General features: G+C 47.6%; 12 protein-coding genes, 9 tRNA genes and 6 rRNA genes. All 27 read left to right on the top strand.

From position 1 onward, the window contains the following. Positions 1 to 2 precede the first annotated feature (2 nt). The 27 genes from pabA to clpC all read left to right on the top strand — a co-directional run bounded on the left by pabA (position 3) and on the right by clpC (position 21,721). The gene (gene pabA, locus MKY10_RS00445; protein WP_014475585.1) at positions 3 to 587 is read left to right on the top strand and encodes an aminodeoxychorismate/anthranilate synthase component II; all 585 of its coding nucleotides are present in this window, start codon (positions 3 to 5) and stop codon (positions 585 to 587) included. Next, complete coding sequence (gene pabC / locus MKY10_RS00450) at positions 587 to 1,468, top strand: aminodeoxychorismate lyase (protein WP_003244544.1); 882 nt, start codon at positions 587 to 589, stop codon at positions 1,466 to 1,468. The genes pabA and pabC overlap by 1 nt, the downstream gene beginning before the upstream one ends. Continuing rightward, positions 1,450 to 2,307, top strand: coding sequence for a dihydropteroate synthase (gene folP / locus MKY10_RS00455; protein WP_003242672.1), 858 nt, complete (start codon positions 1,450 to 1,452; stop codon positions 2,305 to 2,307). Before pabC ends, folP begins: the two co-directional genes overlap by 19 nt. Continuing rightward, on the top strand, positions 2,300 to 2,662 hold the full coding sequence (folB, locus tag MKY10_RS00460) for a dihydroneopterin aldolase (protein WP_014478613.1): 363 nt from the start codon (positions 2,300 to 2,302) through the stop codon (positions 2,660 to 2,662). The genes folP and folB overlap by 8 nt, the downstream gene beginning before the upstream one ends. After that, positions 2,659 to 3,162, top strand: coding sequence for a 2-amino-4-hydroxy-6-hydroxymethyldihydropteridine diphosphokinase (gene folK / locus MKY10_RS00465; RefSeq protein ID WP_003226679.1), 504 nt, complete (start codon positions 2,659 to 2,661; stop codon positions 3,160 to 3,162). The genes folB and folK overlap by 4 nt, the downstream gene beginning before the upstream one ends. Further along, the gene (locus MKY10_RS00470) at positions 3,114 to 3,323 is read left to right on the top strand and encodes a helix-turn-helix transcriptional regulator (protein ID WP_003226678.1); all 210 of its coding nucleotides are present in this window, start codon (positions 3,114 to 3,116) and stop codon (positions 3,321 to 3,323) included. The genes folK and MKY10_RS00470 overlap by 49 nt, the downstream gene beginning before the upstream one ends. A gap of 23 nt (positions 3,324 to 3,346) precedes the next feature. Beyond that, positions 3,347 to 4,348: a tRNA dihydrouridine synthase DusB gene (gene dusB, locus MKY10_RS00475; RefSeq protein WP_014475588.1), complete on the top strand. Its 1,002-nt coding sequence runs from the start codon at positions 3,347 to 3,349 to the stop codon at positions 4,346 to 4,348. A 91-nt stretch (positions 4,349 to 4,439) separates the two neighbouring features. Further along, positions 4,440 to 5,939 (top strand): lysine--tRNA ligase, encoded by a 1,500-nt coding sequence (gene lysS, locus MKY10_RS00480; RefSeq protein WP_003226674.1) that lies wholly within the window; start codon positions 4,440 to 4,442, stop codon positions 5,937 to 5,939. 310 nt (positions 5,940 to 6,249) lie between these two features. Further along, a 16S ribosomal RNA gene (locus tag MKY10_RS00485) occupies positions 6,250 to 7,799 on the top strand. A gap of 170 nt (positions 7,800 to 7,969) precedes the next feature. Then, positions 7,970 to 10,897, top strand: a 23S ribosomal RNA gene (locus MKY10_RS00490). A 55-nt stretch (positions 10,898 to 10,952) separates the two neighbouring features. Further along, positions 10,953 to 11,068 (top strand): 5S ribosomal RNA (rrf, locus tag MKY10_RS00495). A 22-nt stretch (positions 11,069 to 11,090) separates the two neighbouring features. After that, positions 11,091 to 11,166: transfer RNA gene (locus tag MKY10_RS00500), tRNA-Val, on the top strand. A gap of 4 nt (positions 11,167 to 11,170) precedes the next feature. Beyond that, a tRNA-Thr gene (locus tag MKY10_RS00505) sits at positions 11,171 to 11,246 on the top strand. A 36-nt stretch (positions 11,247 to 11,282) separates the two neighbouring features. Further along, positions 11,283 to 11,358 (top strand) — tRNA-Lys (locus MKY10_RS00510). 6 nt (positions 11,359 to 11,364) lie between these two features. After that, positions 11,365 to 11,447 (top strand) — tRNA-Leu (locus MKY10_RS00515). 40 nt (positions 11,448 to 11,487) lie between these two features. Further along, positions 11,488 to 11,562: transfer RNA gene (locus tag MKY10_RS00520), tRNA-Gly, on the top strand. A gap of 14 nt (positions 11,563 to 11,576) precedes the next feature. Continuing rightward, positions 11,577 to 11,662 (top strand) — tRNA-Leu (locus MKY10_RS00525). A 9-nt stretch (positions 11,663 to 11,671) separates the two neighbouring features. Next, a tRNA-Arg gene (locus MKY10_RS00530) sits at positions 11,672 to 11,748 on the top strand. A gap of 27 nt (positions 11,749 to 11,775) precedes the next feature. Beyond that, positions 11,776 to 11,852 (top strand) — tRNA-Pro (locus tag MKY10_RS00535). A gap of 7 nt (positions 11,853 to 11,859) precedes the next feature. Continuing rightward, positions 11,860 to 11,935: transfer RNA gene (locus MKY10_RS00540), tRNA-Ala, on the top strand. Positions 11,936 to 12,106: 171 nt separating this feature from the next. Continuing rightward, positions 12,107 to 13,656, top strand: a 16S ribosomal RNA gene (locus MKY10_RS00545). A 170-nt stretch (positions 13,657 to 13,826) separates the two neighbouring features. Continuing rightward, a 23S ribosomal RNA gene (locus MKY10_RS00550) occupies positions 13,827 to 16,754 on the top strand. Between the two features lie 55 nt (positions 16,755 to 16,809). After that, a 5S ribosomal RNA gene (rrf, locus tag MKY10_RS00555) occupies positions 16,810 to 16,925 on the top strand. Together the 16S, 23S and 5S rRNA genes with 9 tRNA genes alongside form the textbook arrangement of a ribosomal RNA operon. Before the next feature lie 240 nt (positions 16,926 to 17,165). Next, positions 17,166 to 17,630 carry a transcriptional regulator CtsR gene (gene ctsR, locus MKY10_RS00560; RefSeq protein ID WP_003225724.1) on the top strand — a complete coding sequence of 155 codons (465 nt, stop codon included), beginning with the start codon at positions 17,166 to 17,168 and terminating at the stop codon, positions 17,628 to 17,630. Between the two features lie 13 nt (positions 17,631 to 17,643). Then, positions 17,644 to 18,201 carry a protein-arginine kinase activator protein McsA gene (gene mcsA / locus MKY10_RS00565; protein ID WP_015252993.1) on the top strand — a complete coding sequence of 186 codons (558 nt, stop codon included), beginning with the start codon at positions 17,644 to 17,646 and terminating at the stop codon, positions 18,199 to 18,201. Next, positions 18,201 to 19,292, top strand: coding sequence for a protein arginine kinase (locus tag MKY10_RS00570; RefSeq protein WP_003235007.1), 1,092 nt, complete (start codon positions 18,201 to 18,203; stop codon positions 19,290 to 19,292). Before mcsA ends, MKY10_RS00570 begins: the two co-directional genes overlap by 1 nt. After that, positions 19,289 to 21,721: an ATP-dependent protease ATP-binding subunit ClpC gene (gene clpC / locus MKY10_RS00575; RefSeq protein ID WP_014475592.1), complete on the top strand. Its 2,433-nt coding sequence runs from the start codon at positions 19,289 to 19,291 to the stop codon at positions 21,719 to 21,721. Before MKY10_RS00570 ends, clpC begins: the two co-directional genes overlap by 4 nt. Positions 21,722 to 21,738: the final 17 nt, after the last annotated feature.

Here is a 21,738-nt window from a genome sequence, read left to right on the forward strand (position 1 = left end):
AAATGATTTTAATGATTGATAACTACGATTCATTCACGTACAACTTGGTACAGTATTTGGGCGAGCTTGGGGAAGAGCTGGTTGTGAAACGCAATGACAGCATCACAATCGAAGAAATTGAAGAACTGTCTCCGGACTTTCTGATGATATCTCCCGGACCGTGTAGCCCTGATGAGGCGGGAATCAGCCTCGAAGCAATTAAACATTTCGCAGGGAAAATTCCTATTTTCGGTGTATGTCTCGGACATCAGTCCATCGCGCAAGTGTTCGGTGGTGATGTTGTTAGGGCAGAACGGCTTATGCACGGGAAAACCTCGGATATCGAGCATGACGGCAAAACCATTTTTGAAGGGTTGAAAAACCCCCTTGTTGCGACGCGATACCACTCGCTGATCGTAAAACCTGAGACGCTGCCAAGCTGTTTTACAGTAACAGCACAAACGAAAGAAGGAGAAATCATGGCTATTCGCCACAATGACCTCCCGATAGAGGGCGTGCAATTTCACCCAGAGTCTATTATGACCTCCTTTGGGAAAGAAATGCTCAGAAATTTTATTGAAACATATCGCAAGGAAGTTATTGCGTGATGATATATGTGAACGGCCGGTATATGGAGGAGAAAGATGCAGTTCTTTCTCCTTTTGACCATGGGTTTTTATATGGGATCGGTGTTTTCGAAACCTTCAGGCTCTACGAAGGCTGCCCGTTTTTGCTTGATTGGCATATAGAAAGGCTTGAACGCGCGCTTAAGGATCTGCAAATCGAATATACTGTTTCAAAGCATGAGATCCTTGAGATGCTGGACAAGCTGCTTAAGCTAAATGACATCAAGGATGGCAATGCCCGCGTCAGACTGAACATATCAGCGGGGATCAGCGATAAAGGCTTTGTCGCCCAGACGTACGATAAGCCGACCGTTTTATGCTTTGTGAATCAGCTGAAACCAGAAAGCCTTCCTTTGCAAAAAGAAGGGAAGGTTTTATCGATACGGAGAAACACTCCTGAGGGATCGTTCCGGTTAAAATCTCATCATTATCTAAATAATATGTATGCGAAACGGGAAATTGGAAATGATCCGCGTGTCGAGGGAATTTTCTTAACGGAGGATGGAGCTGTTGCAGAGGGTATCATATCTAATGTCTTTTGGAGAAAAGGTCGTTGTATCTATACGCCATCGCTTGATACTGGTATTCTGGACGGCGTCACGAGACGTTTTATCATAGAAAATGCAAAGGATATCGGCCTGGAGCTCAAAACGGGCCGATATGAGCTAGAAGCTCTCTTGACAGCTGACGAAGCGTGGATGACGAACTCGGTTCTTGAAATCATCCCGTTTACTAAAATAGAAGAAGTAAACTATGGAAGCCAAAGCGGAGAAGCAACCTCCGCTCTTCAATTGTTATACAAAAAAGAAATAAAGAACATGATTCATGAAAAGGGAGGAAGAGCATGGCGCAGCACACAATAGATCAAACACAAGTAATCCACACTAAGCCCAGCGCTTTATCATATAAAGAGAAGACGCTGGTGATGGGAATTTTAAACGTAACGCCTGACTCTTTCTCGGACGGCGGAAAATATGACAGCTTGGACAAGGCGCTGCTGCACGCGAAAGAGATGATCGATGATGGTGCCCATATCATTGATATTGGAGGGGAATCGACAAGGCCTGGCGCTGAGTGCGTATCTGAGGATGAGGAGATGTCCAGAGTCATTCCGGTGATTGAGCGGATTACGAAAGAGCTTGGTGTTCCTATTTCTGTAGACACGTACAAGGCTTCTGTCGCAGATGAAGCAGTGAAAGCCGGTGCATCCATTATCAATGATATTTGGGGAGCCAAACATGATCCGAAGATGGCTTCCGTTGCAGCTGAACATAATGTTCCAATTGTACTCATGCATAACCGCCCTGAAAGAAACTACAATGACTTATTGCCGGATATGCTGTCGGACTTAATGGAGAGTGTAAAAATTGCTGTTGAGGCCGGAGTAGACGAGAAGAACATTATTCTTGATCCCGGTATCGGTTTCGCGAAAACCTATCACGATAACTTGGCAGTAATGAACAAACTAGAGATTTTCAGCGGGCTGGGGTATCCGGTTCTTCTGGCAACCTCCCGAAAAAGATTCATCGGACGTGTTCTGGATCTTCCGCCTGAGGAGCGGGCTGAGGGCACAGGCGCGACTGTGTGTCTCGGCATTCAAAAAGGCTGTGACATTGTCAGGGTCCATGATGTAAAGCAAATTGCCAGAATGGCGAAAATGATGGACGCGATGCTGAATAAGGGAGGGGTGCACCATGGATAAAGTTTATGTAGAAGGTATGGAGTTTTACGGATATCACGGTGTGTTCAAAGAAGAAAACAAACTTGGCCAGCGGTTTAAAGTCGATTTAACCGCTGAGCTGGATTTAAGCAAAGCCGGACAAACAGACGACCTTGAGCAAACGATCAACTATGCTGAGCTCTATCACGTATGTAAAGATATCGTGGAAGGGGAGCCTGTAAAATTGGTAGAAACGCTGGCGGAACGTATTGCTGGCACTGTTCTCGAAAAATTTCAGCCTGTTCAGCAATGTACGGTGAAAGTGATTAAGCCAGACCCGCCAATTCCCGGACACTATAAATCAGTAGCAATTGAAATTACGAGAAAAAAGTCATGAACAACATAGCTTATATTGCACTTGGATCTAATATTGGAGATAGAGAAACGTATTTAAGGCAAGCAGTGGCTTCACTGCATCAGCATGCTGCGGTGACAGTCACTAAAGTGTCGTCTATTTACGAAACTGACCCGGTCGGATACGAAGATCAAGCTCAATTTTTGAATATGGCTGTTGAAATCAAGACATCATTGAACCCTTTTGAACTCCTTGAACTGACGCAGCAGATAGAAAATGAATTAGGCAGAACAAGGGAAGTAAGATGGGGGCCGCGGACGGCAGACCTTGACATTTTGTTATTTAATCGTGAAAATATTGAAACAGAGCAACTAATTGTTCCGCATCCGAGAATGTATGAGCGTTTGTTTGTCCTTGCGCCGCTTGCGGAAATTTGCCAGCAGGTTGAAAAAGAGGCTACAAGCGCCGAAACAGACCAAGAAGGTGTAAGAGTATGGAAGCAGAAATCTGGGGTAGACGAATTCGTGCATTCAGAAAGCTGAAAGGTTATACTCAAGAAGGATTTGCAAAAGCATTAGGTATATCAGTTTCTATTCTCGGCGAAATTGAACGCGGAAACCGATTGCCGTCAGCTGCCATCATTCAAGATGCAGCAGATGTTTTAAATATAAGTGCGGACGAATTGGCGCCGCCAGAAAAATAGAACAAATGAAAGGAGGAGAAAAATTGTTCAAAATCGGAGATATTCAATTGAAAAACCGGGTTGTGCTCGCACCTATGGCTGGTGTCTGCAACTCTGCGTTCAGATTGACTGTAAAGGAATTCGGAGCCGGATTGGTATGCGCTGAAATGGTCAGTGACAAAGCGATCCTTTACAACAATGCAAGAACAATGGGTATGCTTTATATCGATGAACGTGAGAAACCACTCAGCCTTCAAATTTTCGGAGGAAAAAAGGAAACCCTTGTGGAAGCGGCGAAGTTTGTAGACCAAAACACAACTGCTGATATCATTGACATTAACATGGGATGTCCCGTGCCGAAGATTACAAAATGCGATGCGGGAGCCAAATGGCTTCTCGATCCTGATAAGATTTACGAAATGGTTTCTGCAGTAGTGGATGCTGTTAATAAACCAGTTACAGTGAAAATGAGAATGGGCTGGGATGAAGACCACATTTTCGCAGTGAAAAATGCACAGGCTGTAGAACGTGCGGGTGGTAAAGCAGTTGCGCTTCACGGCCGTACGAGAGTGCAGATGTACGAAGGAACGGCAAACTGGGATATCATCAAAGAAGTAAAACAATCAGTATCGATTCCGGTTATCGGAAACGGCGATGTTAAGACACCGCAGGATGCTAAGCGTATGCTCGATGAGACAGGAGTAGACGGGGTCATGATCGGACGCGCTGCATTGGGCAACCCGTGGATGATTTACCGTACGGTTCAGTATCTTGAAACAGGTGAATTAAAAGAAGAGCCGCAAGTACGCGAAAAAATGGCCGTATGCAAACTGCATCTTGACCGCCTGATTGACTTAAAAGGTGAAAACGTAGCGGTAAGAGAAATGAGAAAGCACGCTGCATGGTATCTGAAAGGCGTGAAAGGCAATGCGAACGTTCGTAATGAAATCAATCATTGCGAGACGAGAGAAGAGTTTGTACAGCTTTTAGATGCATTTACGGTTGAAGTTGAGGCAAAAGAGCTTCAAAATGCAAAAGTAGGATAATACTCACCTCTATTTGCTGCTCACTGCTAGTTTTACGCTGGCAGTTTTTCTGCTTTTTTCATGAAACAATATCTGTAATGGAGTGATAACAATGAGTCAAGAAGAGCATAATCATGAAGAATTGAATGATCAGCTGCAAGTCAGACGCGATAAAATGAATCAGCTGAGAGATAACGGCATCGATCCATTCGGCGCACGTTTTGAAAGAACTCATCAGTCTCAAGAAGTTATTTCGGCATATCAAGATCTAACCAAAGAAGAGTTGGAAGAAAAAGCGATTGAAGTTACAATCGCAGGCCGCATGATGACAAAACGCGGCAAAGGAAAAGCCGGCTTTGCCCATCTTCAGGATTTAGAAGGCCAAATCCAAATCTACGTAAGAAAAGACAGTGTCGGTGACGACCAATATGAAATCTTCAAGTCTTCTGACCTCGGTGATCTTATCGGCGTAACCGGAAAAGTCTTCAAAACAAATGTAGGCGAATTGTCTGTTAAAGCAACTTCCTTTGAATTGCTGACAAAAGCGCTTCGTCCGCTTCCTGACAAATACCATGGTTTAAAAGACGTTGAGCAGCGCTACCGTCAGCGCTACCTGGATCTTATCGTAAACCCAGACAGCAAACATACGTTTATTACACGAAGCAAGATCATTCAAGCTATGAGAAGATACCTTGATGATCATGGATACTTAGAAGTAGAAACACCTACAATGCACAGCATTCCTGGGGGAGCTTCTGCACGTCCGTTTATCACTCACCACAACGCGTTAGACATTCCACTCTATATGCGTATTGCTATCGAACTGCACCTAAAACGTCTAATTGTCGGCGGTTTAGAAAAAGTATATGAAATCGGCCGTGTTTTCCGTAACGAAGGTGTCTCTACACGCCATAACCCTGAATTTACAATGATTGAGTTATATGAAGCATATGCGGACTATAAAGATATCATGAGCTTAACTGAAAACCTTGTCGCTCATATCGCCCAAGAAGTGCTTGGCACAACTACGATTCAATACGGGGAAGAGCAAATCGACCTTAAACCGGAGTGGAAAAGAATCCATATGGTTGACGCAGTCAAAGAAGCGACTGGCGTTGATTTCTGGGAAGAGGTTACTGTTGAGCAGGCGCGTGAATATGCAAAAGAACATGGTGTGGAAATTAAAGATTCTATGACAGTAGGGCATATCATCAACGAATTCTTCGAACAAAAAATTGAAGAAACGCTTATTCAGCCAACGTTTATTTACGGGCATCCTGTAGAAATTTCTCCTCTTGCTAAGAAAAACCCTGAGGACCCGCGTTTTACAGACCGTTTTGAGCTGTTTATCGTTGGCCGTGAACATGCCAACGCGTTTACAGAGCTGAATGATCCTATTGATCAAAGAGAACGCTTTGAAGCGCAATTAAAAGAGCGTGAAGCCGGTAATGATGAAGCTCATCTAATGGATGAAGACTTTGTTGAAGCTCTGGAATACGGTATGCCGCCAACAGGAGGTTTAGGCATCGGTATCGACCGTCTGGTTATGCTGCTGACGAATGCCCCTTCTATTCGCGATGTGCTGTTATTCCCGCAAATGAGACAACGCTAATAAAGAAGAGCGGTATCCTCCATAGGGAAAGGATGCCGCTCTTTTTAAATTCCTTAGTATTTCTTCAAAAAAACTATTGCACTATTATTTACTAGGTGGTATATTATTATTCGTTGCCGCTAAACAAGGCGATAACGAAAAAAAGAACTTCAAAAAAAGTTATTGACTTCACTGAGTCAACGAGTTATAATAATAAAGTCGCTTGAACGAAGTGAACAAAATGATCTTTGAAAACTAAACAAGACAAAACGTACCTGTTAATTCAGTTTTTAAAAATCGCACAGCGATGTGCGTAGTCAGTCAAACTACTTTATCGGAGAGTTTGATCCTGGCTCAGGACGAACGCTGGCGGCGTGCCTAATACATGCAAGTCGAGCGGACAGATGGGAGCTTGCTCCCTGATGTTAGCGGCGGACGGGTGAGTAACACGTGGGTAACCTGCCTGTAAGACTGGGATAACTCCGGGAAACCGGGGCTAATACCGGATGGTTGTTTGAACCGCATGGTTCAAACATAAAAGGTGGCTTCGGCTACCACTTACAGATGGACCCGCGGCGCATTAGCTAGTTGGTGAGGTAACGGCTCACCAAGGCGACGATGCGTAGCCGACCTGAGAGGGTGATCGGCCACACTGGGACTGAGACACGGCCCAGACTCCTACGGGAGGCAGCAGTAGGGAATCTTCCGCAATGGACGAAAGTCTGACGGAGCAACGCCGCGTGAGTGATGAAGGTTTTCGGATCGTAAAGCTCTGTTGTTAGGGAAGAACAAGTACCGTTCGAATAGGGCGGTACCTTGACGGTACCTAACCAGAAAGCCACGGCTAACTACGTGCCAGCAGCCGCGGTAATACGTAGGTGGCAAGCGTTGTCCGGAATTATTGGGCGTAAAGGGCTCGCAGGCGGTTTCTTAAGTCTGATGTGAAAGCCCCCGGCTCAACCGGGGAGGGTCATTGGAAACTGGGGAACTTGAGTGCAGAAGAGGAGAGTGGAATTCCACGTGTAGCGGTGAAATGCGTAGAGATGTGGAGGAACACCAGTGGCGAAGGCGACTCTCTGGTCTGTAACTGACGCTGAGGAGCGAAAGCGTGGGGAGCGAACAGGATTAGATACCCTGGTAGTCCACGCCGTAAACGATGAGTGCTAAGTGTTAGGGGGTTTCCGCCCCTTAGTGCTGCAGCTAACGCATTAAGCACTCCGCCTGGGGAGTACGGTCGCAAGACTGAAACTCAAAGGAATTGACGGGGGCCCGCACAAGCGGTGGAGCATGTGGTTTAATTCGAAGCAACGCGAAGAACCTTACCAGGTCTTGACATCCTCTGACAATCCTAGAGATAGGACGTCCCCTTCGGGGGCAGAGTGACAGGTGGTGCATGGTTGTCGTCAGCTCGTGTCGTGAGATGTTGGGTTAAGTCCCGCAACGAGCGCAACCCTTGATCTTAGTTGCCAGCATTCAGTTGGGCACTCTAAGGTGACTGCCGGTGACAAACCGGAGGAAGGTGGGGATGACGTCAAATCATCATGCCCCTTATGACCTGGGCTACACACGTGCTACAATGGACAGAACAAAGGGCAGCGAAACCGCGAGGTTAAGCCAATCCCACAAATCTGTTCTCAGTTCGGATCGCAGTCTGCAACTCGACTGCGTGAAGCTGGAATCGCTAGTAATCGCGGATCAGCATGCCGCGGTGAATACGTTCCCGGGCCTTGTACACACCGCCCGTCACACCACGAGAGTTTGTAACACCCGAAGTCGGTGAGGTAACCTTTTAGGAGCCAGCCGCCGAAGGTGGGACAGATGATTGGGGTGAAGTCGTAACAAGGTAGCCGTATCGGAAGGTGCGGCTGGATCACCTCCTTTCTAAGGATATTTTACGGAATATAAGACCTTGGGTCTTATAAACAGAACGTTCCCTGTCTTGTTTAGTTTTGAAGGATCATTCCTTCGAAACGTGTTCTTTGAAAACTAGATAACAGTAGACATCACATTCAATTAGTAACACAAGATATCACATAGTGATTCTTTTTAACGGTTAAGTTAGAAAGGGCGCACGGTGGATGCCTTGGCACTAGGAGCCGATGAAGGACGGGACGAACACCGATATGCTTCGGGGAGCTGTAAGCAAGCTTTGATCCGGAGATTTCCGAATGGGGAAACCCACCACTCGTAATGGAGTGGTATCCATATCTGAATTCATAGGATATGAGAAGGCAGACCCGGGGAACTGAAACATCTAAGTACCCGGAGGAAGAGAAAGCAAATGCGATTCCCTGAGTAGCGGCGAGCGAAACGGGATTAGCCCAAACCAAGAGGCTTGCCTCTTGGGGTTGTAGGACACTCTGTACGGAGTTACAAAGGAACGAGGTAGATGAAGAGGTCTGGAAAGGCCCGCCATAGGAGGTAACAGCCCTGTAGTCAAAACTTCGTTCTCTCCTGAGTGGATCCTGAGTACGGCGGAACACGTGAAATTCCGTCGGAATCCGGGAGGACCATCTCCCAAGGCTAAATACTCCCTAGTGACCGATAGTGAACCAGTACCGTGAGGGAAAGGTGAAAAGCACCCCGGAAGGGGAGTGAAAGAGATCCTGAAACCGTGTGCCTACAAGTAGTCAGAGCCCGTTAACGGGTGATGGCGTGCCTTTTGTAGAATGAACCGGCGAGTTACGATCCCGTGCAAGGTTAAGCAGAAGATGCGGAGCCGCAGCGAAAGCGAGTCTGAATAGGGCGCATGAGTACGTGGTCGTAGACCCGAAACCAGGTGATCTACCCATGTCCAGGGTGAAGTTCAGGTAACACTGAATGGAGGCCCGAACCCACGCACGTTGAAAAGTGCGGGGATGAGGTGTGGGTAGGGGTGAAATGCCAATCGAACCTGGAGATAGCTGGTTCTCTCCGAAATAGCTTTAGGGCTAGCCTCAAGGTAAGAGTCTTGGAGGTAGAGCACTGATTGGACTAGGGGCCCCTACCGGGTTACCGAATTCAGTCAAACTCCGAATGCCAATGACTTATCCTTGGGAGTCAGACTGCGAGTGATAAGATCCGTAGTCGAAAGGGAAACAGCCCAGACCGCCAGCTAAGGTCCCAAAGTATACGTTAAGTGGAAAAGGATGTGGAGTTGCTTAGACAACCAGGATGTTGGCTTAGAAGCAGCCACCATTTAAAGAGTGCGTAATAGCTCACTGGTCGAGTGACTCTGCGCCGAAAATGTACCGGGGCTAAACGTATCACCGAAGCTGCGGACTGTTCTTCGAACAGTGGTAGGAGAGCGTTCTAAGGGCTGTGAAGCCAGACCGGAAGGACTGGTGGAGCGCTTAGAAGTGAGAATGCCGGTATGAGTAGCGAAAGAGGGGTGAGAATCCCCTCCACCGAATGCCTAAGGTTTCCTGAGGAAGGCTCGTCCGCTCAGGGTTAGTCGGGACCTAAGCCGAGGCCGAAAGGCGTAGGCGATGGACAACAGGTTGATATTCCTGTACCACCTCCTCACCATTTGAGCAATGGGGGGACGCAGGAGGATAGGGTAAGCGCGGTATTGGATATCCGCGTCCAAGCAGTTAGGCTGGGAAATAGGCAAATCCGTTTCCCATAAGGCTGAGCTGTGATGGCGAGCGAAATATAGTAGCGAAGTTCCTGATTCCACACTGCCAAGAAAAGCCTCTAGCGAGGTGAGAGGTGCCCGTACCGCAAACCGACACAGGTAGGCGAGGAGAGAATCCTAAGGTGATCGAGAGAACTCTCGTTAAGGAACTCGGCAAAATGACCCCGTAACTTCGGGAGAAGGGGTGCTCTGTTAGGGTGCAAGCCCGAGAGAGCCGCAGTGAATAGGCCCAGGCGACTGTTTAGCAAAAACACAGGTCTCTGCGAAGCCGTAAGGCGAAGTATAGGGGCTGACGCCTGCCCGGTGCTGGAAGGTTAAGAGGAGCGCTTAGCGTAAGCGAAGGTGCGAATTGAAGCCCCAGTAAACGGCGGCCGTAACTATAACGGTCCTAAGGTAGCGAAATTCCTTGTCGGGTAAGTTCCGACCCGCACGAAAGGCGCAACGATCTGGGCACTGTCTCAACGAGAGACTCGGTGAAATTATAGTACCTGTGAAGATGCAGGTTACCCGCGACAGGACGGAAAGACCCCGTGGAGCTTTACTGCAGCCTGATATTGAATGTTGGTACAGCTTGTACAGGATAGGTAGGAGCCTTGGAAACCGGAGCGCCAGCTTCGGTGGAGGCATCGGTGGGATACTACCCTGGCTGTATTGACCTTCTAACCCGCCGCCCTTATCGGGCGGGGAGACAGTGTCAGGTGGGCAGTTTGACTGGGGCGGTCGCCTCCTAAAAGGTAACGGAGGCGCCCAAAGGTTCCCTCAGAATGGTTGGAAATCATTCGCAGAGTGTAAAGGCACAAGGGAGCTTGACTGCGAGACCTACAAGTCGAGCAGGGACGAAAGTCGGGCTTAGTGATCCGGTGGTTCCGCATGGAAGGGCCATCGCTCAACGGATAAAAGCTACCCCGGGGATAACAGGCTTATCTCCCCCAAGAGTCCACATCGACGGGGAGGTTTGGCACCTCGATGTCGGCTCATCGCATCCTGGGGCTGTAGTCGGTCCCAAGGGTTGGGCTGTTCGCCCATTAAAGCGGTACGCGAGCTGGGTTCAGAACGTCGTGAGACAGTTCGGTCCCTATCCGTCGCGGGCGCAGGAAATTTGAGAGGAGCTGTCCTTAGTACGAGAGGACCGGGATGGACGCACCGCTGGTGTACCAGTTGTTCTGCCAAGGGCATCGCTGGGTAGCTATGTGCGGACGGGATAAGTGCTGAAAGCATCTAAGCATGAAGCCCCCCTCAAGATGAGATTTCCCATTCCGCAAGGAAGTAAGATCCCTGAAAGATGATCAGGTTGATAGGTCTGAGGTGGAAGTGTGGCGACACATGGAGCTGACAGATACTAATCGATCGAGGACTTAACCATATTTTTGAATGATGTCACACCTGTTATCTAGTTTTGAGAGAACACTCTCAATTTGTTTGGTGGCGATAGCGAAGAGGTCACACCCGTTCCCATACCGAACACGGAAGTTAAGCTCTTCAGCGCCGATGGTAGTCGGGGGTTTCCCCCTGTGAGAGTAGGACGCCGCCAAGCAATTGCACGTTAGTGTAATTATGGAGGATTAGCTCAGCTGGGAGAGCATCTGCCTTACAAGCAGAGGGTCGGCGGTTCGAGCCCGTCATCCTCCACCATTATGCCGGTGTAGCTCAATTGGTAGAGCAACTGACTTGTAATCAGTAGGTTGGGGGTTCAAGTCCTCTTGCCGGCACCACTTTTATATGATATAATATTCAAGTCTCTTGTAGAAGAGCCATTAGCTCAGTTGGTAGAGCATCTGACTTTTAATCAGAGGGTCGAAGGTTCGAGTCCTTCATGGCTCACCATTTTACGCGGGTGTGGCGGAATTGGCAGACGCGCTAGACTTAGGATCTAGTGTCTTTATGACGTGGGGGTTCAAGTCCCTTCACCCGCATTATATAGGATAACAGTTAGAAAAACTGGACATCCTGTCTGCGGAAGTAGTTCAGTGGTAGAACACCACCTTGCCAAGGTGGGGGTCGCGGGTTCGAATCCCGTCTTCCGCTCCAACTATACCATCCACGCCGGGGTGGTGGAATTGGCAGACACACAGGACTTAAAATCCTGCGGTAGGTGACTACCGTGCCGGTTCAAGTCCGGCCCTCGGCATTATGTTTTGCGCCCGTAGCTCAATTGGATAGAGCGTTTGACTACGGATCAAAAGGTTAGGGGTTCGACTCCTCTCGGGCGCGCCATATCTTTTAATAGAATAGATAGGAAATCGGGAAGTAGCTCAGCTTGGTAGAGCACATGGTTTGGGACCATGGGGTCGCAGGTTCGAATCCTGTCTTCCCGACCATTTTTATGGGGCCTTAGCTCAGCTGGGAGAGCGCCTGCTTTGCACGCAGGAGGTCAGCGGTTCGATCCCGCTAGGCTCCACCAAAAGTTTTTAAAAAAGTTGTTGACTTTGAAGAAGTGACGTTGTATAATGATAAAGTTGCTTTAACAAAGCAGACAAACAAAATGATCTTTGAAAACTAAACAAGACAAAACGTACCTGTTAATTCAGTTTTTAAAAATCGCACAGCGATGTGCGTAGTCAGTCAAACTACTTTATCGGAGAGTTTGATCCTGGCTCAGGACGAACGCTGGCGGCGTGCCTAATACATGCAAGTCGAGCGGACAGATGGGAGCTTGCTCCCTGATGTTAGCGGCGGACGGGTGAGTAACACGTGGGTAACCTGCCTGTAAGACTGGGATAACTCCGGGAAACCGGGGCTAATACCGGATGGTTGTTTGAACCGCATGGTTCAAACATAAAAGGTGGCTTCGGCTACCACTTACAGATGGACCCGCGGCGCATTAGCTAGTTGGTGAGGTAACGGCTCACCAAGGCGACGATGCGTAGCCGACCTGAGAGGGTGATCGGCCACACTGGGACTGAGACACGGCCCAGACTCCTACGGGAGGCAGCAGTAGGGAATCTTCCGCAATGGACGAAAGTCTGACGGAGCAACGCCGCGTGAGTGATGAAGGTTTTCGGATCGTAAAGCTCTGTTGTTAGGGAAGAACAAGTACCGTTCGAATAGGGCGGTACCTTGACGGTACCTAACCAGAAAGCCACGGCTAACTACGTGCCAGCAGCCGCGGTAATACGTAGGTGGCAAGCGTTGTCCGGAATTATTGGGCGTAAAGGGCTCGCAGGCGGTTTCTTAAGTCTGATGTGAAAGCCCCCGGCTCAACCGGGGAGGGTCATTGGAAACTGGGGAACTTGAGTGCAGAAGAGGAGAGTGGAATTCCACGTGTAGCGGTGAAATGCGTAGAGATGTGGAGGAACACCAGTGGCGAAGGCGACTCTCTGGTCTGTAACTGACGCTGAGGAGCGAAAGCGTGGGGAGCGAACAGGATTAGATACCCTGGTAGTCCACGCCGTAAACGATGAGTGCTAAGTGTTAGGGGGTTTCCGCCCCTTAGTGCTGCAGCTAACGCATTAAGCACTCCGCCTGGGGAGTACGGTCGCAAGACTGAAACTCAAAGGAATTGACGGGGGCCCGCACAAGCGGTGGAGCATGTGGTTTAATTCGAAGCAACGCGAAGAACCTTACCAGGTCTTGACATCCTCTGACAATCCTAGAGATAGGACGTCCCCTTCGGGGGCAGAGTGACAGGTGGTGCATGGTTGTCGTCAGCTCGTGTCGTGAGATGTTGGGTTAAGTCCCGCAACGAGCGCAACCCTTGATCTTAGTTGCCAGCATTCAGTTGGGCACTCTAAGGTGACTGCCGGTGACAAACCGGAGGAAGGTGGGGATGACGTCAAATCATCATGCCCCTTATGACCTGGGCTACACACGTGCTACAATGGACAGAACAAAGGGCAGCGAAACCGCGAGGTTAAGCCAATCCCACAAATCTGTTCTCAGTTCGGATCGCAGTCTGCAACTCGACTGCGTGAAGCTGGAATCGCTAGTAATCGCGGATCAGCATGCCGCGGTGAATACGTTCCCGGGCCTTGTACACACCGCCCGTCACACCACGAGAGTTTGTAACACCCGAAGTCGGTGAGGTAACCTTTTAGGAGCCAGCCGCCGAAGGTGGGACAGATGATTGGGGTGAAGTCGTAACAAGGTAGCCGTATCGGAAGGTGCGGCTGGATCACCTCCTTTCTAAGGATATTTTACGGAATATAAGACCTTGGGTCTTATAAACAGAACGTTCCCTGTCTTGTTTAGTTTTGAAGGATCATTCCTTCGAAACGTGTTCTTTGAAAACTAGATAACAGTAGACATCACATTCAATTAGTAACACAAGATATCACATAGTGATTCTTTTTAACGGTTAAGTTAGAAAGGGCGCACGGTGGATGCCTTGGCACTAGGAGCCGATGAAGGACGGGACGAACACCGATATGCTTCGGGGAGCTGTAAGCAAGCTTTGATCCGGAGATTTCCGAATGGGGAAACCCACCACTCGTAATGGAGTGGTATCCATATCTGAATTCATAGGATATGAGAAGGCAGACCCGGGGAACTGAAACATCTAAGTACCCGGAGGAAGAGAAAGCAAATGCGATTCCCTGAGTAGCGGCGAGCGAAACGGGATTAGCCCAAACCAAGAGGCTTGCCTCTTGGGGTTGTAGGACACTCTGTACGGAGTTACAAAGGAACGAGGTAGATGAAGAGGTCTGGAAAGGCCCGCCATAGGAGGTAACAGCCCTGTAGTCAAAACTTCGTTCTCTCCTGAGTGGATCCTGAGTACGGCGGAACACGTGAAATTCCGTCGGAATCCGGGAGGACCATCTCCCAAGGCTAAATACTCCCTAGTGACCGATAGTGAACCAGTACCGTGAGGGAAAGGTGAAAAGCACCCCGGAAGGGGAGTGAAAGAGATCCTGAAACCGTGTGCCTACAAGTAGTCAGAGCCCGTTAACGGGTGATGGCGTGCCTTTTGTAGAATGAACCGGCGAGTTACGATCCCGTGCAAGGTTAAGCAGAAGATGCGGAGCCGCAGCGAAAGCGAGTCTGAATAGGGCGCATGAGTACGTGGTCGTAGACCCGAAACCAGGTGATCTACCCATGTCCAGGGTGAAGTTCAGGTAACACTGAATGGAGGCCCGAACCCACGCACGTTGAAAAGTGCGGGGATGAGGTGTGGGTAGGGGTGAAATGCCAATCGAACCTGGAGATAGCTGGTTCTCTCCGAAATAGCTTTAGGGCTAGCCTCAAGGTAAGAGTCTTGGAGGTAGAGCACTGATTGGACTAGGGGCCCCTACCGGGTTACCGAATTCAGTCAAACTCCGAATGCCAATGACTTATCCTTGGGAGTCAGACTGCGAGTGATAAGATCCGTAGTCGAAAGGGAAACAGCCCAGACCGCCAGCTAAGGTCCCAAAGTATACGTTAAGTGGAAAAGGATGTGGAGTTGCTTAGACAACCAGGATGTTGGCTTAGAAGCAGCCACCATTTAAAGAGTGCGTAATAGCTCACTGGTCGAGTGACTCTGCGCCGAAAATGTACCGGGGCTAAACGTATCACCGAAGCTGCGGACTGTTCTTCGAACAGTGGTAGGAGAGCGTTCTAAGGGCTGTGAAGCCAGACCGGAAGGACTGGTGGAGCGCTTAGAAGTGAGAATGCCGGTATGAGTAGCGAAAGAGGGGTGAGAATCCCCTCCACCGAATGCCTAAGGTTTCCTGAGGAAGGCTCGTCCGCTCAGGGTTAGTCGGGACCTAAGCCGAGGCCGAAAGGCGTAGGCGATGGACAACAGGTTGATATTCCTGTACCACCTCCTCACCATTTGAGCAATGGGGGGACGCAGGAGGATAGGGTAAGCGCGGTATTGGATATCCGCGTCCAAGCAGTTAGGCTGGGAAATAGGCAAATCCGTTTCCCATAAGGCTGAGCTGTGATGGCGAGCGAAATATAGTAGCGAAGTTCCTGATTCCACACTGCCAAGAAAAGCCTCTAGCGAGGTGAGAGGTGCCCGTACCGCAAACCGACACAGGTAGGCGAGGAGAGAATCCTAAGGTGATCGAGAGAACTCTCGTTAAGGAACTCGGCAAAATGACCCCGTAACTTCGGGAGAAGGGGTGCTCTGTTAGGGTGCAAGCCCGAGAGAGCCGCAGTGAATAGGCCCAGGCGACTGTTTAGCAAAAACACAGGTCTCTGCGAAGCCGTAAGGCGAAGTATAGGGGCTGACGCCTGCCCGGTGCTGGAAGGTTAAGAGGAGCGCTTAGCGTAAGCGAAGGTGCGAATTGAAGCCCCAGTAAACGGCGGCCGTAACTATAACGGTCCTAAGGTAGCGAAATTCCTTGTCGGGTAAGTTCCGACCCGCACGAAAGGCGCAACGATCTGGGCACTGTCTCAACGAGAGACTCGGTGAAATTATAGTACCTGTGAAGATGCAGGTTACCCGCGACAGGACGGAAAGACCCCGTGGAGCTTTACTGCAGCCTGATATTGAATGTTGGTACAGCTTGTACAGGATAGGTAGGAGCCTTGGAAACCGGAGCGCCAGCTTCGGTGGAGGCATCGGTGGGATACTACCCTGGCTGTATTGACCTTCTAACCCGCCGCCCTTATCGGGCGGGGAGACAGTGTCAGGTGGGCAGTTTGACTGGGGCGGTCGCCTCCTAAAAGGTAACGGAGGCGCCCAAAGGTTCCCTCAGAATGGTTGGAAATCATTCGCAGAGTGTAAAGGCACAAGGGAGCTTGACTGCGAGACCTACAAGTCGAGCAGGGACGAAAGTCGGGCTTAGTGATCCGGTGGTTCCGCATGGAAGGGCCATCGCTCAACGGATAAAAGCTACCCCGGGGATAACAGGCTTATCTCCCCCAAGAGTCCACATCGACGGGGAGGTTTGGCACCTCGATGTCGGCTCATCGCATCCTGGGGCTGTAGTCGGTCCCAAGGGTTGGGCTGTTCGCCCATTAAAGCGGTACGCGAGCTGGGTTCAGAACGTCGTGAGACAGTTCGGTCCCTATCCGTCGCGGGCGCAGGAAATTTGAGAGGAGCTGTCCTTAGTACGAGAGGACCGGGATGGACGCACCGCTGGTGTACCAGTTGTTCTGCCAAGGGCATCGCTGGGTAGCTATGTGCGGACGGGATAAGTGCTGAAAGCATCTAAGCATGAAGCCCCCCTCAAGATGAGATTTCCCATTCCGCAAGGAAGTAAGATCCCTGAAAGATGATCAGGTTGATAGGTCTGAGGTGGAAGTGTGGCGACACATGGAGCTGACAGATACTAATCGATCGAGGACTTAACCATATTTTTGAATGATGTCACACCTGTTATCTAGTTTTGAGAGAACACTCTCAATTTGTTTGGTGGCGATAGCGAAGAGGTCACACCCGTTCCCATACCGAACACGGAAGTTAAGCTCTTCAGCGCCGATGGTAGTCGGGGGTTTCCCCCTGTGAGAGTAGGACGCCGCCAAGCAAGTTTAAACCCAGCTCATTGAGCTGGGTTTTTTGTATTTTGGTTTATTGGTATCATAAAATTCCACTTAACTGTATAATATAATAACTTTATACCGAATTTTAAATCAGCAATCAGGTTTTGTGGACCGAGAAAATGGAAATAATAAAGGATAGAGCGAGAAAGTTGAAAATTCTCGAGAAACGGCTTATAGTAAGATTATAGTCAAATATAGTCAAAGTCAGTAAAGGAGGGGGTTGAGTGGGACATAATATTTCTGACATCATTGAACAATATTTAAAACGAGTGTTAGATCAAAATGGCAAGGAAATTTTAGAGATTAAACGAAGTGAAATTGCAGATAAATTTCAATGCGTTCCTTCCCAAATAAATTATGTCATCAACACCAGATTTACAAGCGAAAGAGGATATATTGTTGAGAGCAAACGCGGGGGCGGCGGTTACATCAGAATCATTAAAATTAAAATGAACAATGAAGTTGTCCTGATCAATAATATAATTTCTCAAATTAATACCCATTTGTCTCAAGCAGCCTCTGATGACATTATTTTAAGGCTATTAGAAGACAAGGTAATTTCAGAAAGAGAAGCAAAAATGATGGTCAGCGTAATGGACCGCTCAGTTTTACACATTGACTTACCTGAACGTGATGAATTAAGAGCGAGAATGATGAAGGCAATGTTGACTTCTTTAAAATTAAAATAAGCGGGTGAAAAGATTGATTTGTCAAGAGTGCCACGAGAGACCAGCCACTTTTCACTTTACAAAGGTTGTTAACGGAGAAAAAATAGAAGTTCATATTTGTGAACAATGTGCCAAAGAAAATAGTGATTCATATGGTATAAGTGCAAATCAGGGTTTCTCTATTCATAATTTACTTTCGGGTTTACTGAACATGGATTCTTCATTTCAAAATGCAGGAACTCAAATGTTCAGTCACTCGGAGCAAATATCTGCTTGTCCGAAATGCGGAATGACTTTTCAGCAATTCAGAAAAATTGGTCGTTTTGGATGTTCTGAATGTTACAAAACATTTCATAGCAACATTACACCAATCCTACGTAAAGTGCACAGCGGAAACACTGTGCATGCAGGTAAGATACCGAAACGAATAGGCGGCAATCTTCATGTCAGACGGCAGATTGATATGCTAAAAAAGGAATTAGAATCCTTAATCCATCAAGAAGAATTTGAAAATGCAGCTCATGTAAGAGATCAAATTCGTTCATTAGAACAATCACTCAAAAGTACAGATAGTGAGGAGGAACAGGAGTAATGTCGCTAAAGCATTTTATTCAGGACGCACTAAGCAGTTGGATGAAGCAGAAAGGACCTGAAAGTGACATTGTACTCAGCAGCCGCATACGTTTAGCAAGGAACTTTGAGCATATTCGGTTCCCTACGCGGTATTCCAATGAAGAAGCCTCATCCATCATACAGCAATTTGAAGATCAGTTTTCAGAGCAAGAAATTCCCGGAATCGGCAAATTTGTTTTGATTAGAATGAATGATGCACAGCCTTTAGAGAAGCGTGTACTTGTTGAAAAACATCTAATCAGTCCGAATCTGACAGAGTCTCCTTTTGGCGGCTGTTTGCTTTCTGAAAATGAGGAAGTAAGCGTCATGCTAAATGAAGAGGACCATATTAGAATTCAGTGTCTTTTCCCTGGATTTCAGCTTTTAGAAGCAATGAAAGCCGCAAACCAGGTCGACGACTGGATTGAAGAAAAAGTTGATTATGCATTCAATGAGCAAAGAGGATACTTAACCAGCTGTCCTACAAACGTAGGTACAGGTTTAAGGGCTTCGGTCATGATGCATCTGCCGGCGCTGGTTTTAACTAGGCAAATAAATCGAATTATACCGGCAATTAATCAATTAGGCTTAGTTGTTAGAGGAATTTATGGGGAAGGCAGCGAAGCAGTAGGGAATATCTTTCAAATTTCAAATCAGATCACGCTTGGTAAGTCAGAGCAGGATATTGTAGAGGATCTTAACAGTGTTGCTGCTCAGTTGATTGAACAAGAACGATCCGCCCGAGAAGCGATTTATCAAACTTCTAAAATCGAACTTGAGGATCGGGTATATCGGTCTTATGGGGTCTTGTCTAATTGCCGGATGATAGAATCGAAAGAAACTGCAAAGTGCCTTTCAGATGTTCGGTTAGGCATAGACTTAGGCATTATAAAAGGACTTTCAAGCAACATACTTAACGAACTTATGATTTTGACGCAGCCAGGTTTTTTACAGCAATACTCGGGAGGCGCTTTGCGTCCGAACGAAAGGGACATTCGAAGAGCGGCTCTCATCAGAGAACGGCTTCACTTAGAAATGAATGGGAAAAGACAGGAGGATGAATCGATATGATGTTTGGAAGATTTACAGAACGAGCTCAAAAAGTACTGGCGCTAGCACAGGAAGAAGCACTTCGGTTAGGTCATAATAACATTGGCACTGAGCATATTTTATTAGGACTGGTAAGAGAAGGAGAGGGCATTGCTGCTAAAGCTCTTCAAGCGCTTGGACTCGGTTCAGATAAAATTCAGAAAGAAGTAGAAAGTTTGATCGGGCGCGGGCAGGAAATGTCTCAAACGATTCATTATACTCCTAGAGCTAAAAAAGTCATTGAGCTTTCAATGGATGAGGCAAGAAAACTCGGTCATTCTTATGTTGGAACAGAACATATTCTTCTTGGACTGATTCGTGAAGGAGAAGGTGTTGCTGCGAGAGTTTTGAATAATCTCGGTGTCAGCTTAAATAAAGCAAGACAGCAGGTGCTCCAGCTTCTAGGAAGTAATGAAACAGGATCATCAGCGGCAGGAACAAACAGCAATGCGAATACGCCTACGCTTGACAGCTTGGCAAGAGACTTAACTGCTATTGCGAAGGAAGACAGCCTTGACCCTGTAATCGGCAGAAGCAAGGAGATCCAGCGTGTCATTGAAGTGTTAAGCCGCAGAACGAAAAACAACCCTGTTCTCATTGGGGAACCAGGTGTAGGTAAAACGGCTATCGCAGAAGGTTTGGCACAGCAAATTATCAATAATGAAGTACCCGAAATTTTGCGTGATAAACGTGTGATGACATTAGACATGGGAACAGTTGTTGCCGGCACAAAATACCGCGGAGAATTTGAGGATCGCCTGAAGAAGGTCATGGATGAAATTCGCCAGGCAGGAAATATCATTCTATTCATCGATGAGCTCCATACATTAATCGGGGCAGGCGGAGCAGAAGGTGCTATTGATGCATCTAATATTTTAAAACCTTCACTTGCTCGCGGCGAACTCCAATGTATTGGTGCAACGACTCTTGATGAGTACCGTAAATATATTGAAAAAGATGCAGCACTGGAACGCCGTTTTCAGCCGATTCAGGTTGATCAGCCATCTGTAGATGAAAGTATTCAAATTTTACAAGGTCTGCGTGACAGATACGAAGCCCACCACCGCGTTTCTATCACTGATGATGCCATTGAAGCTGCGGTTAAGCTTTCTGACAGATATATTTCTGACCGCTTCCTTCCGGATAAAGCAATTGACTTGATCGATGAAGCAGGTTCAAAGGTGAGACTGCGCTCATTTACAACGCCTCCTAACTTAAAAGAGCTTGAGCAGAAGCTTGATGAGGTTCGTAAAGAGAAGGATGCGGCAGTGCAAAGCCAAGAGTTTGAAAAAGCTGCTTCCTTGCGTGATACTGAACAACGCCTGCGCGAGCAAGTAGAGGATACGAAGAAATCATGGAAAGAGAAGCAAGGGCAGGAAAACTCAGAGGTTACTGTGGATGATATTGCGATGGTTGTATCCAGCTGGACCGGTGTGCCTGTATCTAAAATCGCCCAAACTGAAACTGATAAGCTTCTCAATATGGAAAACATTCTTCATTCCCGCGTCATCGGCCAGGATGAAGCAGTTGTAGCTGTTGCAAAAGCCGTCAGACGTGCGAGAGCAGGATTGAAAGATCCTAAACGCCCAATCGGCTCATTCATTTTCTTAGGCCCTACAGGTGTAGGTAAAACAGAGCTTGCACGAGCACTCGCTGAATCCATTTTTGGCGATGAAGAATCCATGATCAGAATTGATATGTCTGAATACATGGAAAAACACTCAACCTCAAGACTTGTTGGTTCACCTCCGGGATATGTGGGATATGATGAAGGCGGTCAATTGACAGAGAAAGTCAGAAGAAAACCTTACTCTGTCGTGCTTCTTGATGAGATCGAGAAAGCGCACCCTGATGTCTTCAATATCCTTCTGCAAGTTCTTGAAGACGGGCGATTGACTGATTCTAAAGGACGCACAGTCGATTTCCGCAATACCATTCTGATCATGACATCAAACGTCGGAGCAAGTGAGCTGAAACGCAATAAATATGTCGGCTTTAACGTTCAGGATGAAACTCAAAATCATAAAGACATGAAAGATAAAGTGATGGGTGAATTGAAACGAGCGTTCAGACCTGAGTTCATCAACCGTATTGATGAAATCATTGTCTTCCATTCACTTGAGAAAAAACATCTTACTGAAATTGTGTCATTAATGTCTGATCAATTAACGAAACGCCTGAAAGAACAAGATCTTTCTATCGAATTGACAGATGCTGCAAAAGCGAAAGTCGCGGAAGAGGGCGTTGACCTGGAATACGGTGCCCGTCCGTTAAGAAGAGCGATCCAAAAACATGTCGAGGATCGTTTATCTGAAGAACTCCTCAGAGGAAATATTCATAAAGGACAGCATATTGTTCTTGATGTAGAAGATGGCGAATTTGTCGTAAAAACGACTGCTAAAACGAATTAATATAGAAGACGGAAATG

The sequence above is a fragment of the Bacillus sp. FSL P4-0290 genome (assembly GCF_037975435.1).
In the GTDB taxonomy this organism is placed as follows: Bacteria; Bacillota; Bacilli; order Bacillales; family Bacillaceae; genus Bacillus; species Bacillus subtilis.